At 37.5% G+C, this 18,206-nt stretch carries 16 protein-coding genes; 15 read left to right on the forward strand and 1 reads right to left on the reverse strand.

Annotated elements, in window-relative coordinates:
* The 5 genes from B3I52_RS03460 to B3I52_RS03480 all read left to right on the forward strand — a co-directional run.
* Positions 1-3,234, forward strand: a 3,234-nt coding sequence (locus B3I52_RS03460; RefSeq protein WP_293298768.1) for a DNA-directed RNA polymerase subunit beta', incomplete at its 5' end; no start/stop codon positions are given.
* An 89-nt stretch (positions 3,235-3,323) separates the two neighbouring features.
* Positions 3,324-4,073, forward strand: a complete 750-nt coding sequence (locus tag B3I52_RS03465) for a hypothetical protein (RefSeq protein WP_293298771.1) — start codon at positions 3,324-3,326, stop codon at positions 4,071-4,073.
* A 62-nt stretch (positions 4,074-4,135) separates the two neighbouring features.
* On the forward strand, positions 4,136-4,447 hold the full coding sequence (locus B3I52_RS03470) for a DUF3467 domain-containing protein (protein WP_293298774.1): 312 nt from the start codon (positions 4,136-4,138) through the stop codon (positions 4,445-4,447).
* A gap of 5 nt (positions 4,448-4,452) precedes the next feature.
* Positions 4,453-4,950, forward strand: coding sequence for a phosphoheptose isomerase (locus B3I52_RS03475; RefSeq protein ID WP_293298776.1), 498 nt, complete (start codon positions 4,453-4,455; stop codon positions 4,948-4,950).
* Between the two features lie 67 nt (positions 4,951-5,017).
* Positions 5,018-5,746, forward strand: a complete 729-nt coding sequence (locus B3I52_RS03480) for an acyl-CoA desaturase (RefSeq protein ID WP_293298779.1) — start codon at positions 5,018-5,020, stop codon at positions 5,744-5,746.
* Positions 5,747-5,834: 88 nt separating this feature from the next.
* Here the strand turns inward: B3I52_RS03480 and B3I52_RS03485 are convergent, their stop codons facing one another.
* Positions 5,835-7,082 carry a DEAD/DEAH box helicase gene (locus B3I52_RS03485; protein WP_293298781.1) on the reverse strand — a complete coding sequence of 416 codons (1,248 nt, stop codon included), beginning with the start codon at positions 7,080-7,082 and terminating at the stop codon, positions 5,835-5,837.
* Positions 7,083-7,427: 345 nt separating this feature from the next.
* Here B3I52_RS03485 and hemA point away from each other — a divergent pair, with 345 nt between their 5' ends.
* From hemA to B3I52_RS03535, 10 genes are all read left to right on the forward strand, one after another.
* On the forward strand, positions 7,428-8,657 hold the full coding sequence (gene hemA, locus B3I52_RS03490; protein ID WP_293298784.1) for a glutamyl-tRNA reductase: 1,230 nt from the start codon (positions 7,428-7,430) through the stop codon (positions 8,655-8,657).
* A gap of 130 nt (positions 8,658-8,787) precedes the next feature.
* Positions 8,788-10,368 (forward strand): hydroxymethylbilane synthase, encoded by a 1,581-nt coding sequence (gene hemC / locus B3I52_RS03495; RefSeq protein WP_293298787.1) that lies wholly within the window; start codon positions 8,788-8,790, stop codon positions 10,366-10,368.
* 128 nt (positions 10,369-10,496) lie between these two features.
* Positions 10,497-11,465, forward strand: a complete 969-nt coding sequence (hemB, locus tag B3I52_RS03500) for a porphobilinogen synthase (protein ID WP_293298790.1) — start codon at positions 10,497-10,499, stop codon at positions 11,463-11,465.
* A gap of 87 nt (positions 11,466-11,552) precedes the next feature.
* Positions 11,553-12,854, forward strand: coding sequence for a glutamate-1-semialdehyde 2,1-aminomutase (gene hemL / locus B3I52_RS03505; RefSeq protein WP_293298792.1), 1,302 nt, complete (start codon positions 11,553-11,555; stop codon positions 12,852-12,854).
* Between the two features lie 393 nt (positions 12,855-13,247).
* Positions 13,248-14,114 carry a sensor histidine kinase gene (locus B3I52_RS03510; protein WP_293298794.1) on the forward strand — a complete coding sequence of 289 codons (867 nt, stop codon included), beginning with the start codon at positions 13,248-13,250 and terminating at the stop codon, positions 14,112-14,114.
* 1 nt (position 14,115) lies between these two features.
* A complete protein-coding gene (locus B3I52_RS03515; protein WP_293298797.1) occupies positions 14,116-14,820 on the forward strand; it encodes a response regulator transcription factor in 705 nt (234 codons plus the stop codon).
* Positions 14,821-14,849: 29 nt separating this feature from the next.
* On the forward strand, positions 14,850-15,341 hold the full coding sequence (locus B3I52_RS03520; RefSeq protein ID WP_293298837.1) for a hypothetical protein: 492 nt from the start codon (positions 14,850-14,852) through the stop codon (positions 15,339-15,341).
* A gap of 5 nt (positions 15,342-15,346) precedes the next feature.
* On the forward strand, positions 15,347-16,372 hold the full coding sequence (gene hemE, locus B3I52_RS03525; protein ID WP_293298800.1) for a uroporphyrinogen decarboxylase: 1,026 nt from the start codon (positions 15,347-15,349) through the stop codon (positions 16,370-16,372).
* A gap of 32 nt (positions 16,373-16,404) precedes the next feature.
* Positions 16,405-16,953, forward strand: coding sequence for a protoporphyrinogen oxidase HemJ (hemJ, locus tag B3I52_RS03530; RefSeq protein ID WP_293298803.1), 549 nt, complete (start codon positions 16,405-16,407; stop codon positions 16,951-16,953).
* A 119-nt stretch (positions 16,954-17,072) separates the two neighbouring features.
* On the forward strand, positions 17,073-18,206 hold the full coding sequence (locus tag B3I52_RS03535; RefSeq protein ID WP_293298805.1) for a hypothetical protein: 1,134 nt from the start codon (positions 17,073-17,075) through the stop codon (positions 18,204-18,206).

Consider the following 18,206-nt stretch of genomic DNA (forward strand, 5'->3'; position numbering starts at 1 on the left):
TTCCGTCAAAACTTATTAGGTAAGCGTGTAGATTATTCAGCTCGTTCGGTAATTGTTGTAGGTCCAAACCTTAAGTTACACGAATGCGGTTTACCAAAAGATATGGCTGCCGAGCTTTACAAACCGTTCATTATTCGTAAGATGATTGAGCGTGGTGTTGTAAAAACAGTAAAATCAGCTAAGAAAATTGTTGATAGAAAAGATCCACTAGTGTGGGATATCCTTGAAAACGTATTAAAAGGACACCCAGTGTTGTTAAACCGTGCACCTACGCTTCACCGTTTAGGTATCCAGTCTTTCCAACCAAAATTAGTAGAAGGTAAAGCTATCCAATTACACCCATTAGTGTGTACAGCGTTCAACGCCGATTTCGACGGTGACCAGATGGCAGTTCACTTACCGTTAGGTAATGCTGCAATTTTGGAAGCCCAAGTATTGATGTTGGCTGCACACAATATCCTTAACCCTGCTAACGGTACGCCTATTACAGTACCTTCTCAAGATATGGTTTTGGGTCTTTATTACATTACTAAAGGCCGCAGGAGTGACGCTCAAAGAGTAGTAAAAGGTCAGGATATGAGTTTCTACTCTGCAGAAGAGGTAATTATAGCCTACAATGAGAAAAGAGTAGATTTACACGCCTTTATTAAAGTTAAAGCCAATGTTAAAGAAGCAGATGGTACAATTGTAAACAAGTTAATTGAAACTACAGTTGGACGTGTGTTATTTAACCAAATGGTACCAGAAGAAGTTGGTTATATCAACGAGCTATTAACTAAAAAATCTTTAAGAGATATTATTGGTGAAGTGGTTAAAATGACTGGTATGGCTCGTTCGGCTAGGTTCTTAGATGATATCAAAGAACTAGGTTTCCAAAGCGCATTCCGTGGTGGTTTATCGTTTAACTTACAAGACGTAAACATTCCAGTAGAGAAACACACTTTATTAGAACAAGCTGCTAACGAGGTTGAAGAGGTAAGAAACAACTATAACATGGGTTTCATTACCAACAACGAACGTTACAACCAAATTATCGATATATGGACACGTATCAACAACCGTTTAACAACGTTTGTAATGAACCAATTATCATCAGATAACCAAGGTTTCAACTCTGTTTACATGATGCTTGACTCGGGAGCCCGTGGTTCTAAAGAGCAAATTCGTCAGTTGGCAGGTATGAGGGGCTTGATGGCGAAACCTCAAAAATCTGGTTCTGGTGGTGAGATTATCGAAAACCCAATTTTGTCGAACTTTAAAGAAGGATTATCGGTATTAGAGTACTTTATCTCTACTCACGGTGCCCGTAAAGGTTTGGCGGATACAGCGTTAAAAACTGCGGATGCGGGTTACTTAACTCGTCGTTTGCATGACGTAGCGCAAGATATGATTGTTAATGATGTAGATTGTGGTACTTTAAGAGGTATGTACACTACAGCATTGAAAGATAACGAAGACATTGTAGAGCCTTTATACGAGCGTATTTTGGGACGTACGTCATTACATGATGTATATAACCCATTAAATGGTGAGTTATTGGTAGCTGCAGGTCAGGATATTGAAGAAGACATTGCTAGGGCAATTGAAGAATCTCCATTAGAAGGTGTTGAAATTCGTTCGGTATTAACTTGTGAAAACAAGCGTGGTGTTTGTGCTTTATGTTACGGACGTAACTTGGCATCGGGTAAACGTGTTCAAAAAGGTGAGGCTGTAGGTGTAATTGCTGCACAGTCAATCGGTGAGCCGGGTACACAGTTAACACTTCGTACGTTCCACGTGGGAGGTACGGCATCTAACATTGCCAACGAATCGCAAATCAACGCTAAGTTTGACGGTGTAATTGAGTTTGAGAACTTGCGTACAGTGCAAACCACTACCGAAGATGGTGTGATTGAAATCGTTTTGGGTCGTTCAGGTGAGTTCAGAATTGTTGAGCCAGGAACTAACAAAGTAATCGTAAACAATAATATTCCTTACGGTGCATTTTTATATGTAAAAGAAGGCGATAAAGTTACTAAAGGCGATAAAATTGTTTCTTGGGATCCATACAACGCGGTTATTATCTCAGAATTTGCAGGTAAAATCGAGTTTGACGCTATTATAGATGGCGTAACTTATCGTGAAGAATCTGATGAGCAAACTGGTCACCGCGAAAAAGTAATTATCGATACACGTGATAAAACTAAAAACCCTTCTATTAGGGTATTAGATAAAAAAGGAGAAGTAATTAGAACTTATAACATTCCGGTAGGTGCACACATTGCTGTTGATGATAGCGAAGCTGTACAAAGCGGTCAAGTTTTAGTGAAAATTCCTCGTGCTACAGGTAAAACCCGAGATATTACAGGTGGTTTACCTCGTGTAACTGAGTTATTCGAGGCTCGTAACCCATCTAACCCAGCGGTTGTTACCGAGATTGATGGTGTAGTAACCTTAGGTGGTATCAAACGTGGTAACCGTGAGATTACTATCGAATCTAGAGATGGCGAGGTTAAAAAATACCTTGTGCCTCTTTCTAAACACATCTTGGTACAAGATAACGATTTCGTGAAAGCAGGTATGCCATTGTCAGATGGTTCTATTTCACCAGCGGATATTTTGGCAATCAAAGGCCCGGCGGCTGTACAAGAATACTTAGTAAATGGTATCCAAGAGGTGTACCGTTTGCAGGGTGTAAAAATCAACGATAAGCACTTTGAGGTAATTGTACACCAAATGATGCAGAAAGTACACATCGAAGATCCGGGAGATACCCGTTTCTTAGAGAATGATTCTGTTGACCGTTGGGATTTCATGATAGAGAACGATGAGATTTATGACAAGAAAGTTGTAGTTGAAGCAGGTGATTCTAGCATAGTTAAACCAGGTCAAATTATTTCTTTACGTAAATTAAGAGATGAAAACTCTCAACTGAAACGTCAAGATTTAGCTCAGATCGAAGTAAGAGATGCTAAGCCAGCTACTGCAAGTTCAGTACTACAAGGTATCACACGTGCTTCGTTAGGTACTAAGTCGTTTATCTCTGCTGCTTCATTCCAAGAAACTACAAAAGTGTTAAACGAAGCTGCAATTGCAGGTAAGAAAGACAGAATGTTAGGCTTGAAAGAAAACGTAATTGTTGGTCACTTGATTCCTTCAGGTACTGGTGTACGTGGCTACGAGCGTATCATTGTAGGCTCTCAAGAAGAGTACGATAAATTATTAGCTTCCAAACAAGAAGAAGTAGAAGCTTAACTTTAATATCCCAACGGAGAATTGAAAAGATAAATCCCTAACGTTAATTCGTTAGGGATTTTTTGCTTGTATTATGTTATCTTTATAAGATGAGGAAAGTTTTATCGCTTTTAATATTTGCTTTTTTTGCTTTTAACGCATGTAAAAAGAAAGGCGAAGAAAAAAATACTAGGCTATCCAAAATAACCGAACTTTTCGTAAATCGGCCTTTGTTAGAAATCGGAGGTGACAAAGCTCAACAAATTAGCTATTATCACGTTGTGCCATATGGTACTGGAATAGTTTTATATAAAGCCAATTATAGTTTAATTTATGAGGGTCAACATTTGAAAGCTGCCAAAATAGGTGGAGATTTTAGCGAAGCGAATGTAGGCTTTACCTTTAATACACAAGGTTTAATTACCGAGTCAAATTTCGACACGCGAAAAACTTTAAACTATAGTTATGACAATAAAGGCTATTTAATTTCTGTTAGAGGCGACTATATTTTTGAGTATGAATACAGTGGCCAGAATGTGAGTAAGGTGGTTGCCAAATATGCTAACGGAATTAAAATAACAGAAACTTCATTTATCTTTGATGATAAGATTAACCCTATTTATAAACTTCCACTAATTTTTTTAGAAGAATCCATTCCAATTTGGGGATATTTTTTCCTCTCGAAAAATAATATCATAAGTTCAGAGATTAGCCATTTTGATCAAAGTGGTAATGTAACGAGTAAAGATAAATACTTATTCGAGTACGATTATGATCAAAAAGATAGACCTCTTAGGCAGCGGAGGTATTATAAAGAAATTTCAGGTGCCTATCAGGCGTTTGAATATACTTATCAATAAATACTTTGATTTACAACCTAAACAAGTTTAGAGTTTTAAATTAAAACATTAGTTTTGTTATTATGGAAGAACAACAGAACGAAAATCAATTAAATATAGAATTAGCGGAAGAAATTGCGGAAGGTATTTTTTCTAATTTGGCAATTATCACGCATTCTAATACAGAGTTTGTTTTAGACTTTATTAGGGTGATGCCCGGTATTCCCAAAGCAAAAGTAAAATCGAGAATTATTTTAACGCCAGAGCATGCGAAGCGCTTGATGCATGCGATGCAAGATAATATCGAGAAATTCGAGGCTACTCATGGTCGTATCAAGACACAAGACGAAACTCCATTTCCGATGGGATTTGGTGGCCCAACAGCACAAGCATAATTTTTATGGATGCACAAAAGAAAGATATTTTTGATAATGTAGCGCAACGTTTACAACTAGAAGGTTTTAATGTTGTAAATAGGGATGAAACAAGGCCTTGGGGCGGTTTTTTTGTGATAGATGAAGCGCAAGCACAACAATTTGCAGATACTTATTTTGATGGCTTAGATGTAGCTACACTTAAAATAGGAGGAAAGCTAAGTCCTAAAATTTTAATTGTGGCTCCTAATGTTCGTCTTTCATGGCAATACCACCACCGCAGAGCTGAAATTTGGCAAGTGGTTAGCGGAACAGTAGGTATTAAAACTAGCGAAACAGATGAAGAAGGAGAATTGAAACGTTACCTGCCCAACAATCAGATTAAGTTGCACCAAGGCGAACGCCATCGTTTAATAGGCCTAGATGATTGGGGGGTGGTAGCCGAAATTTGGCAACATACCGATGCCCAAAATCCTTCTAATGAAAACGATATTGTTCGTGTTCAGGACGATTTTGGTAGGTAATAACCAAGTATTTATTTAGCTTTGCAGCTTTTGGAGCAATTGTGAAATTCCTCCGTATATATTTTTTATGATAATATTATATTTTTTCTTGGCGCATTGGTTTCTATCATTGTTTAGCCAAACCTTTTTCCTGCATCGTTATTCTTCTCATAAAATGTTTAAGATGAATAAGTTTTGGGAACGTTTTTTCTATCTGTTGTTATTAATTTCTCAAGGCTCTTCGTTTTTAAATCCACGTGCCTATGCTATTTTGCACCGTATGCATCATGCTTATAGCGACACGGAGAGAGATCCACATTCGCCGCATTTTTTTAAAGATGTATTTGGGATGATGATTGCGACGAAAAACATGTACTTGGCTTATTTATTGCATAAAATAGAGCCTGAACCAGCGTTTAGAGGTAATTATCCAGAATGGCCCTTGATTGATAAAATTGGTGATTCTTGGTTTTGGCGCTTAGGTTGCGGCCTGTTGTATATTTGGTTCTATGTTGCTTTTGCACCATCTGCTTGGTGGTTTTTGCTATTGCCAATTCATTTTTTAATGGGACCAATTCATGGTGCAATTGTAAACTGGTGCGGCCATAAATATGGCTACTCAAACCACGATAATGATGATCATAGTAAAAACTCGCTACCTTGGGATTTCTTGTTAATGGGAGAGCTATTTCAAAACAATCATCATAAAAGGCCTAATTCGCCAAACTTTGCTAGTAAATGGTGGGAGTTTGATCCAACTTATCCAATGATGAAAGTAATGCATTGGTTAAAAATTATTAAAATAAGAAAGGTATAAAAATAAGAAGTCCCAGCTAAACCTGATGTGCCCCCAAAAAGTTAGACACTTATTGGGGTCAGTTCACACAACATCGGGACTTCTTATTTTATTTTCGACGGTTACCGCCTCGATATACTTTCTTTTTGTTATTTGCAGCATTTCCTTTAGAATCCTTCTGCGGTTTGCGTACTACTTCTTTTTTTGCTAGCATGGTTTGCCAACTTAAAGGAAAAGGATGTTGCTCTACAATTGGGATAGTTCTCTTAATTAGCTTTTGAATGTCAATTAAGTATTCATTTTCTTCTGCATCTACAAACGAAATAGCGTTTCCATTAGCACCAGCACGTCCTGTACGTCCAATTCTGTGTACATAAGTTTCGGGGATATTTGGTAAATCGTAGTTAAAGACGTGGGTTAAATCATCAATGTCGATACCACGAGCAGCAATATCTGTAGCCACTAAAACTCTTAATTTACGTTCTTTAAATTCGGTTAAAGCCCTTTGTCTGGCACCCTGAGATTTGTCTCCGTGTATGGCGGCTGCCTTAATCCCATCTTTTGCTAGATCTCTAGCGATACGATCGGCACCGTGCTTAGTACGCGTAAAAATTAAGGTATGATCTATGTTAAGTTCATCTAACAGGTGTTTTAATAATTTTCTTTTATCGGGTTTATCTACAAAATACACCGCCTGATTAATGGTTTCTGCCGTAGAAGAAACAGGTGTAACTTCTACCATTACAGGCTCATTTAAAATAGTGTTAGCCAATTTCTGAATTTCTGCAGGCATAGTAGCAGAGAAAAATAAAGTTTGTCTTTTTGCAGGTAATTTGCCAACTACTTTTTTTACATCGTTAATAAAACCCATGTCTAACATGCGATCGGCCTCGTCTAATACAAAAATTTCTATTTCGCTGAGGTTAACATGGCCTTGGTTCATTAAGTCTAAAAGCCTACCTGGGGTAGCAACTAAAATATCAACACCTTTTTTTAATGCGTCAACTTGCGGTTGCTGGCCAACACCGCCAAAAATTACGGTGTTTTTTGTTGGTAAATTTTTGCCATAGGCATTAAAGCTTTCTTGTATTTGTATGGCAAGTTCCCTAGTTGGTGTTAAAACCAAAGCTTTGATTGCTTTTTTGTTGGTTTTTAAATGCCTCATGTGCAAAATTTGCAACATTGGGATGGCAAATGCCGCTGTTTTTCCTGTTCCAGTTTGTGCACAGCCTAATAAATCTTTTAATTTTAAGATATTAGGGATAGCTTTTTCCTGTATGGGCGTAGGCTGTGTATAACCTTCAGATTCTACGGCTTTTAATATAGGCTCAATTAGCCTCAATTGTGAAAATAACATTCTTTTTTAAGTAAAAAGTAAAAAGTAAAAAGTAAAAAGTAAAAAGTAAGTTGACCTAAGGGCTATTTACCTTCGAAGAAGCTAGAACAATCATTTACGGAAAGACTAACTTTTGAGCTACTTTAAATGATTAAAGAAATTCTGCTTCGAGCGACAAAGATAGAGAAAATAACGAATTAATAGGAGATGACAAGATAAATAGTAGCCTTTGGTAACAGACCGGTTGATGTAAAGGTGAGCTTTTAATTTAAAACCGTTCTAAATTAACCTAAATTACAGCTTAATGACAGATAAGCCCAATTGCGTTGTTACTTTTGTTTCGCTAAAATAACAGGACTAACCATTTTGGAATATTTAAAGATTATTGCATTTACACATCAACAAATTGACCTAAAAGCTTTAGGGAAATTAGTTATATGTGAGCAAACATTGGAAGATAGGTTGCGTAATATCCAATCTGATTTGAATATCAAAGAGATATTTTATGTAGGTACCTGTAATCGAGTAGAATTTGTTTTTACATCTGCAGCGCAATTAAACGAAGCATTTATTGCTAAATTTTTGCATGTACTTGATATGGGCCTTCCAGAAGAGTATATGGAACAGTTTATAGCTAATGTTTCTACTTATGAGCAAGGCGAAGCTTTTAATCACTTATTACGTACTTCGTGCTCTTTAGAAAGTTTAGTGGTTGGGGAGAAAGAAATTTTAGGACAAGTACGTAAGGCCTACGAAGCTTGCCAAAAGGCGGGTTTTACTGGCGATTATATGCGTATGATTATGAACCGTGTGGTGAAAACAGCGAAAGAAGTTTATACGCATACCAATATCTCAAGAAACCCGGTTTCTGTGGTTTCTTTGGCTTATAGAAAATTACGCGAATTAAATATGTGTGCAAACTCTCGTTTGCTAATTATTGGCGCAGGCGAAACCAATAATAATATTGCACAATATCTAAAAAAGCACAAATACTCTAATTTCTCTGTGTTCAATAGAACAATGGAAAAAGCAGAAAGCTTGGCTAAAGAATTAAACGGAAGGGCTTTTCCTTTAACCGAACTAGCTAATTACAAAGCGGGGTTTGATGTAATTATTACCTGTACTGGTGCAACACAACCCATATTAACTTCAGAAATTTATACGAGCTTGCTTAACGGCGATACTGGCAGAAAGGTAATAGTAGATTTAGCGGTGCCAAATGATACAGCATTAGAAGTTAGGGAGAACTTCCCTATCCACTACATTGAAGTAGAATCGCTAAAAGAAGTTGCTCGTAAAAATATTCAAGAACGTTACGATGAATTGGTTAACGCAGAACATATCATCGAAGAAAATATTAAAGAATTTGATGCTGTATTGCGTCAGCGAAGAGTTGAGTTGGCAATGAGCGAAGTGCCTAAAAAAATCAAGGAGATTAAAGAAAAGGCGGTTAACACTGTGTTTGCAGACGAAATAAATGCGCTTGATGACGAAGCAAAAGCTGTTTTAGAACAAGTGATGAACTACATGGAAAAGAAATACATTAGTGTTCCCATGGTAATGGCTAAAGAAATTTTAGTAAAGAAAAGTTCGTAGTTAGCAAGCCATAAAAACCTATTAGCACGATGATATTACGACTGTCAAATAGTCGAATGCTTATGCCATCAAATTTTCAATTCATCACCTCGCCAAATTTTCTTATTTTAGCCTAAAATCTTATTATATAGTGAAAAAAGTAATTATCGGAACCCGCGGTAGTGATTTAGCCCTTTGGCAAGCCAACTACACTAAAGACAGATTAGCCAGCATTGGCATTGAGGCAGAACTAAAAATCATTAAAACGCAAGGCGATAAAATTCTCAACCTCCGATTGGATAAGTTAGAGGGGAAGGGTTTTTTTACTAAAGAACTTGAAGAAGAGTTAATTAATGGCACTATTGATATTGCCGTTCATTCGCACAAAGATTTACCAACAACTAACCCGCCAGGTTTAATTATTGCAGCGGTGCCAGAAAGAGAAGATCCGTCAGAATTATTGTTGATTTTGAAAGATTGTATAGATATAAGCCAAAAGCTTTCGTTGAAAAAAGGAGCAATGGTGGGTACATCATCAAATCGTCGTAAAGCACAATTGTTGGCATTAAGATCAGATTTAAACATCGAAGATTTACGTGGTAATGTACCTACACGTATCCAAAAATTACGTGATGAAAATTACGATGCTATTGTTTTGGCAAGAGCCGGAGTTAACCGTTTAAAGTTAGATTTGAGCGAGTTTCATGTGGAGGTAATTGATCCGATAGAGATGGTGCCTGCACCAGCGCAGGGTGCTTTGGCTATTCAAATTAGAGAAAATGATACAGCGCTTTTTAACGAGCTTCAAAAAATAAATGATGCCGCAACGGTAGAAACCATAGCAGTAGAGCGCAAAGTGCTAAATCTTTTTGAAGGTGGTTGTCACATGCCTTTGGGTTGTTTCTGTAAAAAAGAAGATGGCGCATTTGAAGTTTGGACATCTAAAGCAGAAACTGCCGAAGATTTTCCAGACCGTTTGTTCCTAAGGGCAACCTCAACCGAAGGTTTGGCCGAGAAAATTGTAGCTAAATACGCCATAGAAAGAAAAAAACCAGCTAAGGTGTTTATTTCAAGAGAAATTGGCGAGCATAGTTATTTTCGTAAAGCTTTAGAAAAGCAAAACATAGCGATAGATGGTCGTTCTTTAATTAGAACCTTCCCAATAGTTACGGTGTTAGATGATTTTTTTCTGAAAAATGCCGATTGGATTATGTTTAGCAGTAGAAATGGGGTAGAATACTTTTTTAAGTTAAACCCAGTGCTGCCTAAAAAGGTGAAGTTTGGGGTAGCAGGCCGTGGTTCTGAAGATTCGTTGCGCAAATGTGGTTACTTAGCAGATTTTGTTGGCGAAGGTGGCGACATTGAAGAAGTAGCGAGAGATTTTTCTGCAGTAGCCGACGGACAAACGGTGGTTTTTCCACGTGCGCAAGACTCGCTGTTAACCATGCAAAAATTCTTAACGCCAACAACTAAGGTAATCGATTTGCCAATCTACGAAACCGTAATGGAAGAAAATATTGATGGTTCATCTGCCGAAGTGCTGGTTTTTACCAGTCCGAGTAATGTAGATGCTTATTTTGTAGATAATCTGCTAGAACCTGGACAACAAGTAATTGCCATAGGCAACTCAACAGGTAAAAAGTTCGACGAGATGGGTGTGAAGTATCTTTTGCCTTACTCGCCAGATGAAATTGGGTTGGCAGAAGCAGTTTTTGGAGTTGAATTGAAATAAACACAGATTGTTAAAATAAGGTAAAGACTTTACAAATGACAGAAACATAAGATAATAATGTTTCTGTCTTTGCATTTTTGCACTATTAAAAGTCTCAATACTTAATATTCATATCTCAATACTAAAATATGCTGCACAGACCACGTAGGCTAAGAAAAAATCCCATTGTAAGAGAAATGGTGGCAGAAACTAAACTGTCAAAAGATATGTTTGTTTATCCGTATTTTGTAGTGCCTGGGAAAAATGTAAATCACCCTATAGATGCCATGCCTGGTATCAGCCATTTTTCTACCGATACTTTATTAAAAGACATAGAAAAAGGACTAAGCTTGGGTATAAACAAAATCATGTTGTTTGGCGTAGGCGATCAAAAAAGCGAGGATGCCAAATCGGCCTACGGTGCCAGTTCATTAGTGCCGGTTACGGTAAGGGAATTGAAGAAACAGTTTGGCGACGATTTATACGTGGTTACTGATGTTTGCGTTTGTTCTTATACCAATCACGGTCATTGTGGTATTATGCACAACGACTATGTACAGAATGATGTAACGGTTGATTTGATTGCGAAGATGGCTTTAGCACACTCAGAAGCAGGAGCAGATATGCTTGCACCTTCAGATATGATGGATGGACGTGTAGCCGCAATTCGTGAAAAGTTAGATAGTAACGGGTTTGAGAACGTAGCAGTAATGAGCCACGCAACAAAATTTGCATCAGCTTATTATGGGCCTTTTAGAGAAGCTGCCGATTGTGCACCAAGCAAAGGCGACAGAAAAGCTTACCAAATGGACTTTCGTAACCCAGATGAAGCGCTAAGAGAAGCTCTATTAGACGAAGCGGAAGGTGCTGATGTGCTCATGGTGAAACCAGGTTTAGCTTACCTCGACGTAATAGCCAGATTGAAACAAAATACCAATTTACCTATTGCAGTTTACAACGTATCGGGAGAATACTCGATGATAAAAGCAGCAGCAGAACGAGGTTGGATAGATGAACAAAAAGTAGTAATGGAAACCATGTACGCTTTTGCCCGTGCTGGTGCCAGTATTATAACTACTTACCACATTAGAGATATTGTAGAGAATAAATGGATGTAAAAGTAGTAGGTTATAAGTTTTACGTAATAAGTTGGATTTGCACTCTTAAAACGTAAAACCTATAACTTACAACCTATAACTTAAAGAATGCAAGATATATCAAGAGCCAAGTCGGCAGAATTGTACGAAAAATCGAAAACTTATTTCCCTGGGGGAGTAAACTCTCCCGTTAGGGCTTTTAAATCGGTGTATGGCACACCTTTGTTTATTCAAAAAGGCGATGGCCCGTACATTTGGGATGCCGATGGTAATAAATTTATTGATTTTTGCGCCAGTTGGGGGCCTTTAATTTTAGGACATAACAATGCTAAAATTAGAGAAAAGGTAACCGAAGTAATGCAAAATGGGATGAGCTTTGGTGCACCAACTGCTTTAGAAAATGAATTGGCAGAGTTGATTATTAAAAACAACCGTTTTGTAGAGAAAATTCGTTTTACAAGCTCTGGAACAGAAGCGGTGATGTCGGCAATTCGTTTAGCTAGAGGTTATACGGGCAGAAATAAAATCATCAAATTTGAAGGTTGTTACCACGGACATAGCGATTCGCTGTTGGTAAAAGCTGGCTCTGGCTTGGTTACTTTTGGCGAAACTTCATCGGCAGGTGTGCCTAAGGCATTTGCCGATGAAACTATTGTAATTGCTTTGAACGATAAGCAAGCAGTAACCCAAGCTTTTGCACAATTTAAAGACGATGTTGCGGCGGTAATTATAGAAGGCATTCCAGCTAATAATGGTTTGCTTATTCAAGATGCGGATTACGTACAGTTTTTAAACGAAACTTGTACCGCTAATGGTGCTCTGTTAATTTTTGATGAAGTAATTACAGGTTTTAGGGTAGGTTTTGAAGGTGCTGCTGCTTATTATGGCATCAAGCCTGATATTGTAACCTACGGAAAGATTATAGGCGGTGGTTTGCCGGTGGGCATGTATGGCGCTTCTAACGAAATTATGGCGCATGTTTCGCCTGATGGTGGCGTTTACCAAGCAGGTACACTTTCGGGCAACCCAGTGGCTATGGCGGCGGGTATTGCTGCACTAACCATTTTAAGTAGAAATGGTTTTTACGAAGAATTAAATGCCAAAGCACAGGCTTTTATAAACGATATTAAAGCCCATGTGGCTACTAAAGGTTACCAATTGAAGATATTTACCGTTGGCTCTATTTTCTGGTTCGCTTTTACCGATAAAGACATTAAAACTGCCGAGGCTATTGACCCAGCAAGTATGGAGAAATTTAAAGTGATGCACCGAGAATGTTTAAATAGAGGGGTTTATTTTGGTCCATCGGGTTACGAAGTTGGTTTTGTGAGTGCAGCACATACTAGCGTAGAATTAGATAGCGCAAAACAAGTGATTTTTGAAGCTTTGGAGGTGGTTTTTGGAGAATAAGGATAAAGGAACAAAGAGCAAGGAACAAAGATTAAGAAGCAAACTACTTTCGCCGTCATTGCGAGGAACGAAGCAATCTTAAAACGTTGGTTTGTTCTTTCGATAGTTGTAGGATTGCTTCGTTCCTCGCAATGACGAAAATAGAAGCGTGCCCCCCTTTGGAGGGGGTTGGGGGAGGATTTGAGTTTGTGCAGAAATCTAGGTTCACTAAACCCGATTGAAGGGAATCCCGATTTAAGCATAGCAGTTTGTTCTTTTCAATTGTATGCTTGCTTGTTTCACAGGTTTCATCGGGAGTAACGAAAAGCGGGACTGGAATAACCGAAGCATTACATAAACCTGCTTTTCAAATAAAAATAATTAACTTTAAAAAGCTCTTTTAAGGCTTAGGGTATGAAGAAATCCATTGTCATATTTTACATTTTACTATTTTATGCTTTAGGTCAGCTCATTAGCTGGGGGGCATTGGTGGTTAAAATAGATGCCAGCCGCATGCCTATGATTATGGGCGAAGGAGCAGTTTTTCTTTTTTTATTGGGTATTGGCGCATATTTTATCCATGCTTCTATTAAAAAAGAAGATCGTTTAAAAGAACAGCAGCAAAACTTCCTGATGTCTATTACCCACGAGTTAAAATCGCCGTTGGCTGCAATAAAATTATCGTTGCAAACTATTGTTCGCAGAGAATTAGACAAAGAGCAACGCACGGTTTTGATTAAAAATTCGCTGAAAGACGTAGAACGGTTGGACGATTTGGTAGAGAATATGTTGTTGGCCACCAAAATTGAAAATAAAACCTATTCTTTTCCTAAAGAACGCTTTGATTTTTCTGAGTTGGTAACTCGTATTACCGATAGGTTGCAAATTCATTCATGTGGTTGCGAACAAATTATTTCGGCCAAAATAGAAGAAGACGTAATGATAGAGGGCGATCAATTTGCTTTATCATCTGTAGTAACTAACTTGGTAGAAAATGCAGTAAAATATTCGGGAGAATGTGCCGAAATTACAGTAGAGTTGTGCCAAAATGACGGAAAGCCAAAATTAGTGGTTTCTGATAAGGGCCTGGGCATTCCAGATAGTGAGAAGATGCATATTTTTGATAAATTTTACCGTGTGGGCGATGAAAATGTGCGTAAAAGTAAAGGCACCGGACTTGGCTTGTTTATTGTTAAGGAAGTATTACAAAACCACGATGCTGATATCAGCATTAAAGATAATGTACCTCACGGTGCAATTTTTGAAGTAACATTTAATTAATATGTCACAAAAATTAAGAGTATTATTGGTAGAAGACGAAGACCATTTGTTAGATGCCATCAAATTAAACCTAGAATTAGAAGGTTATAAAGTTCATGCTGTTAAAGATGGCAAGACCGCACTAAAAGTATTTAAGGAAGAGCGTTTCAACCTAGTAATTTTAGATGTAATGTTGCCAGAAATGGATGGTTTTCAAGTATGTGAAACTATTCGCTTAGAAAATATAGAAGTGCCTATTTTGTTCTTAACCGCTAAAAATACCAGCGAAGACAGGGTGATGGGCCTGAAAAAAGGAGCCGATGATTATTTGGTGAAACCCTTTAACTTGGAAGAGTTAATTTTACGTGTAGGGATTTTAGTGAAACGCAGCTTAAAACCCGATGATTTAAAAGAACTGAATTCTTATAAAATTGGAGATAAAACCATTTACTTCAACTCTTTTGAATTGAAACAAGATGATGGTACGGTGGTGCCTTTAACTAAAAAGGAAACCATGTTATTGAAGCTATTGATTGAGCGTAAAAACGAAGCTGTTTCTCGCGAACAAATCCTAGAAACAGTTTGGAATTACGATGTTTATCCTTCTACAAGAACGATAGATAATTTTATCCTCACCTTCCGTAAGTATTTTGAGCCAGATCAAAAAAATCCAGTTTATTTCCACTCCATTAGGGGTGTAGGCTATAAATTTACGGATATCAACTAATGTATAATAAAACAGGGCGATTTGTTTTGATGGCAATATTTGTCATCGCTGCCTTAGTGAGCTTATATACCAAGCAATACCAATTAGCGGCCATATCGCTTATGCTTTTTGGCTTTTTGTTTTGGAGCCATTTTAAACATGGTTCGGTGTTAATGGCTTCTAAATATTTCAAAAACTCCGACTATGATAGCGCCGAAAAGTATTTGAATGAAATAAATAATCCTGAAATTTTAACTAAAACACGTCGTGGCTTTTATGAGTTTATGCGTGCTAACATAGCCCTTAAAAGAGAAAATTACGAGGCCGCAGAGCATCATTTCCAACTGGCCAGCCGTTTCCCTTTAGGTGGTAAAAACGATAAAGCTTTTGTGCTAATTCACTTAGCCAACTTAGCACTTCGAAAAAAGGATAGCACCCGGGTATTGGCCTATACAGAGAAAGCTAAAGAATTGGCTACTTCGTCAAGAGCAATAGAAATTATAACAAATATAGAGAAAGAGGCCAAGAAACTGGCAAATTAAGAAACATGGAGAACAACTTATTTTTAGACGCAGCATTTTCGAAACAAACAGAGCGCCCACCAGTATGGATGATGAGGCAGGCAGGTCGTTTTATGCCAGAGTACTGGGAAATTAAAAACAAATACTCTTTTTTAGAGATGTGTAAAACCCCAGAAATTGCCGCAGATGTAACCATGTTGCCCGTAGATTTGTTGGGTATTGATGCAGCAATTTTATTCTCCGATATTTTGGTAACAGGCGAGGCTATGGGTGGCGATTTAAGCTTTACGCAAGGTGTGGGGCCAAAGTTTGCAAATCCAGTAAAGAGCGAAGCTGATATTAATGCTTTAGCTACCGATTGTTTGGATAGGTTACAATATGTTGCCGATGCGATTAAAGTAATTCAACAACGTTTAAATGGACGTATCCCATTAATTGGTTTCGCTGGTGCACCTTTTACGGTAATGAGCTACTTGGTAGAGGGAGGTTCTTCTAAAGATTTTAAATTAACCAAACTGTTGATCCATAACCATCCGGAATTGGCTCATAAATTATTGGCTAAAATTGCTAAAGTAACTATCGATTATTTGAACATGCAGATAGCTGCAGGTGTTAATGCATTGCAATTGTTTGATAGTTGGGCATTGGCGCTTTCGTGGAACGATTATCAAGAGTTTTCGCACCAATATAATGCGCAAATTATTGCAGGTTTAAATAGAACCAACGTTCCTGTAATATCTTTCTGTAAAGGAAGTTCTGTTTTTGCGCCAATTATGGCCGAAGCTAAGCCAGATGTGGTATCTGTTGATTGGAATGCAGATTTATTGAATATTAAAAAAGCATTGCCAGCGGGTATTGCAATACAGGGAAACCTAGATCCTCATATTTTATATGCAGACAAACCTGTCATCAAAAAATACATCTTACAGTTGTTTGAGCGCATGCGTGGCGAAAAAGGTTTTATCTTTAACTTAGGACATGGTATTATGCCAGATATCCCTTTCGACAATGTTAAATACGCCATAGAAGTAGTAAAAGAGTTTAGATATTAATATCTTTAATCCCCGAACGGGGATTTTTTTTTATGGAAGCCTATTACAGATATATTTTAGCAGTACACATTATTTTTGTGGTGAGTTGGATGGCAGGGCTATTTTATGGCGTTCGTTTGTTTATTTACCATACAGAAGCGAATAGCAAACCTGAGCCCGAAAGAAGTATTTTGCTAAAAGAATATGCTAAAATTACTGCACGGCTGTGGAGCATTATAGCCACCCCGGCAATGGCGCTTACGGTAATAGCGGGGGCATTGATGATTTACATTGCGCCTGGATGGTTATATCAACCTTGGATACACGTGAAACTGGGTTTTGTAATTGCTTTATTGGCTTACCATTTTAGTTGCCAACGGGTAATGAAACAATTGCGCAAGGGTATTTTTAAATGGAGTTCTAACCAATTACGTTTGTGGAATGAAGTAGCCACCATTTTATTGGTTGCTATTGTATTTACGGTAATCTTAAAAAGTGCTATCGATTGGGTTTATGGTCTAATTGGACTGATTATTTTTTCTGCGGTGATCATGATTGCCGTGAAATTGTATAAAAGGTATAGAGAGAAAAAGGGAGAGTAACATTCCAATTTCATCTTTAATTGAAACTAAACTAAGTTAGGCTTACAAGTTTACTAACCAATCAAACAGAGTGCTGTCTGCAATTGAAATACTGATTGATAGGGATATAAAACTTTTGAATGAAAAAATATTTACTTCTTTTCCCAATTTTAACGGTTGTTCATTTTGCAAATGCCCAACTAAATAACAGCTACTTATATAATCGTATTCGCCCTGCCGATAGTTTGATTAAGGAACTGCAGCTTAATTTCTATAATTTCAACTATGTTAGGAATTACGAATATGCTAATAAATTTCATGACGGTTATACGTTGTATGGAACGCAATTAGAGCCGCAATTAACCTACTTTGCTCATCCAAATTTTGCGATAACCGCAGGGGCTTATTTACGTAAAGATTTTGGCGATAATACAGGCTTACGCGATGGTCAGTTACTTTTTAATGTAAAGTATAGTAAAAGAGATTTAACACTTGTTTTTGGTAGCCTAGAGGGTAATTTGCAGCATAACTACATCGAGCCCATTTACGATTTTGAACGTAAAATAGTAAACCCTGTAGAATACGGTACGCAATTGCTTATCGATAAAGAGCAGTTTAGTTTAGATGCCTGGATTGCTTGGCAAAAAATGATTTACAAGGGCGATAATTCGAAAGAGGAGATTGTTGGTGGTTTTAGTTCAGCATTTACGCTCTTAAAAAACGATAGCTGGAAATTAGCTATTCCAGTGCAAAGTTTACTGTATCATCAAGGCGGACAAATTGATGTAGTGCAAAATGTGCCTGTAACTACCTTGTTTAACGGTGCGGCAGGTTTTACATTGAGTAAAAAAATAGGCTACAACATAAAAGAAGTTTACACTAAAAACTATGTTGTGGTTTATAAAGATAATTCGAGCACCAAAGTTAGGCCCTATAATAGCGGGAATGGATTATGGCTTAACGCTGGTATAGATACGCGTTGGGGCAATATAGCGGCTTCGTACTGGAAAGGGGATAAGTTTATTTCAATTAAAGGAATGCCTTTATTCCAATCGGTTTCTACTACTTTAGATAATAACGGCTATACGTTGGATAAGAGAAATATCTTAATGTTTCGCTATCAGTACTTACGCCCTTTGTTGGCTAATTTATACTTAGATATTAGGTTTGAGCCACATATTGATTTAGATCAAAGCAGTAAAAACCTACAATTTAACCATTCGTTTTTTCTTACCTACAAAGAAAGCTTTAAGCTGTTTAAAGCAAGTAAATAA

Source organism: Pedobacter sp. UBA4863, from assembly GCF_002399615.1.
Classification (GTDB): domain Bacteria; phylum Bacteroidota; class Bacteroidia; order Sphingobacteriales; family Sphingobacteriaceae; genus Pedobacter.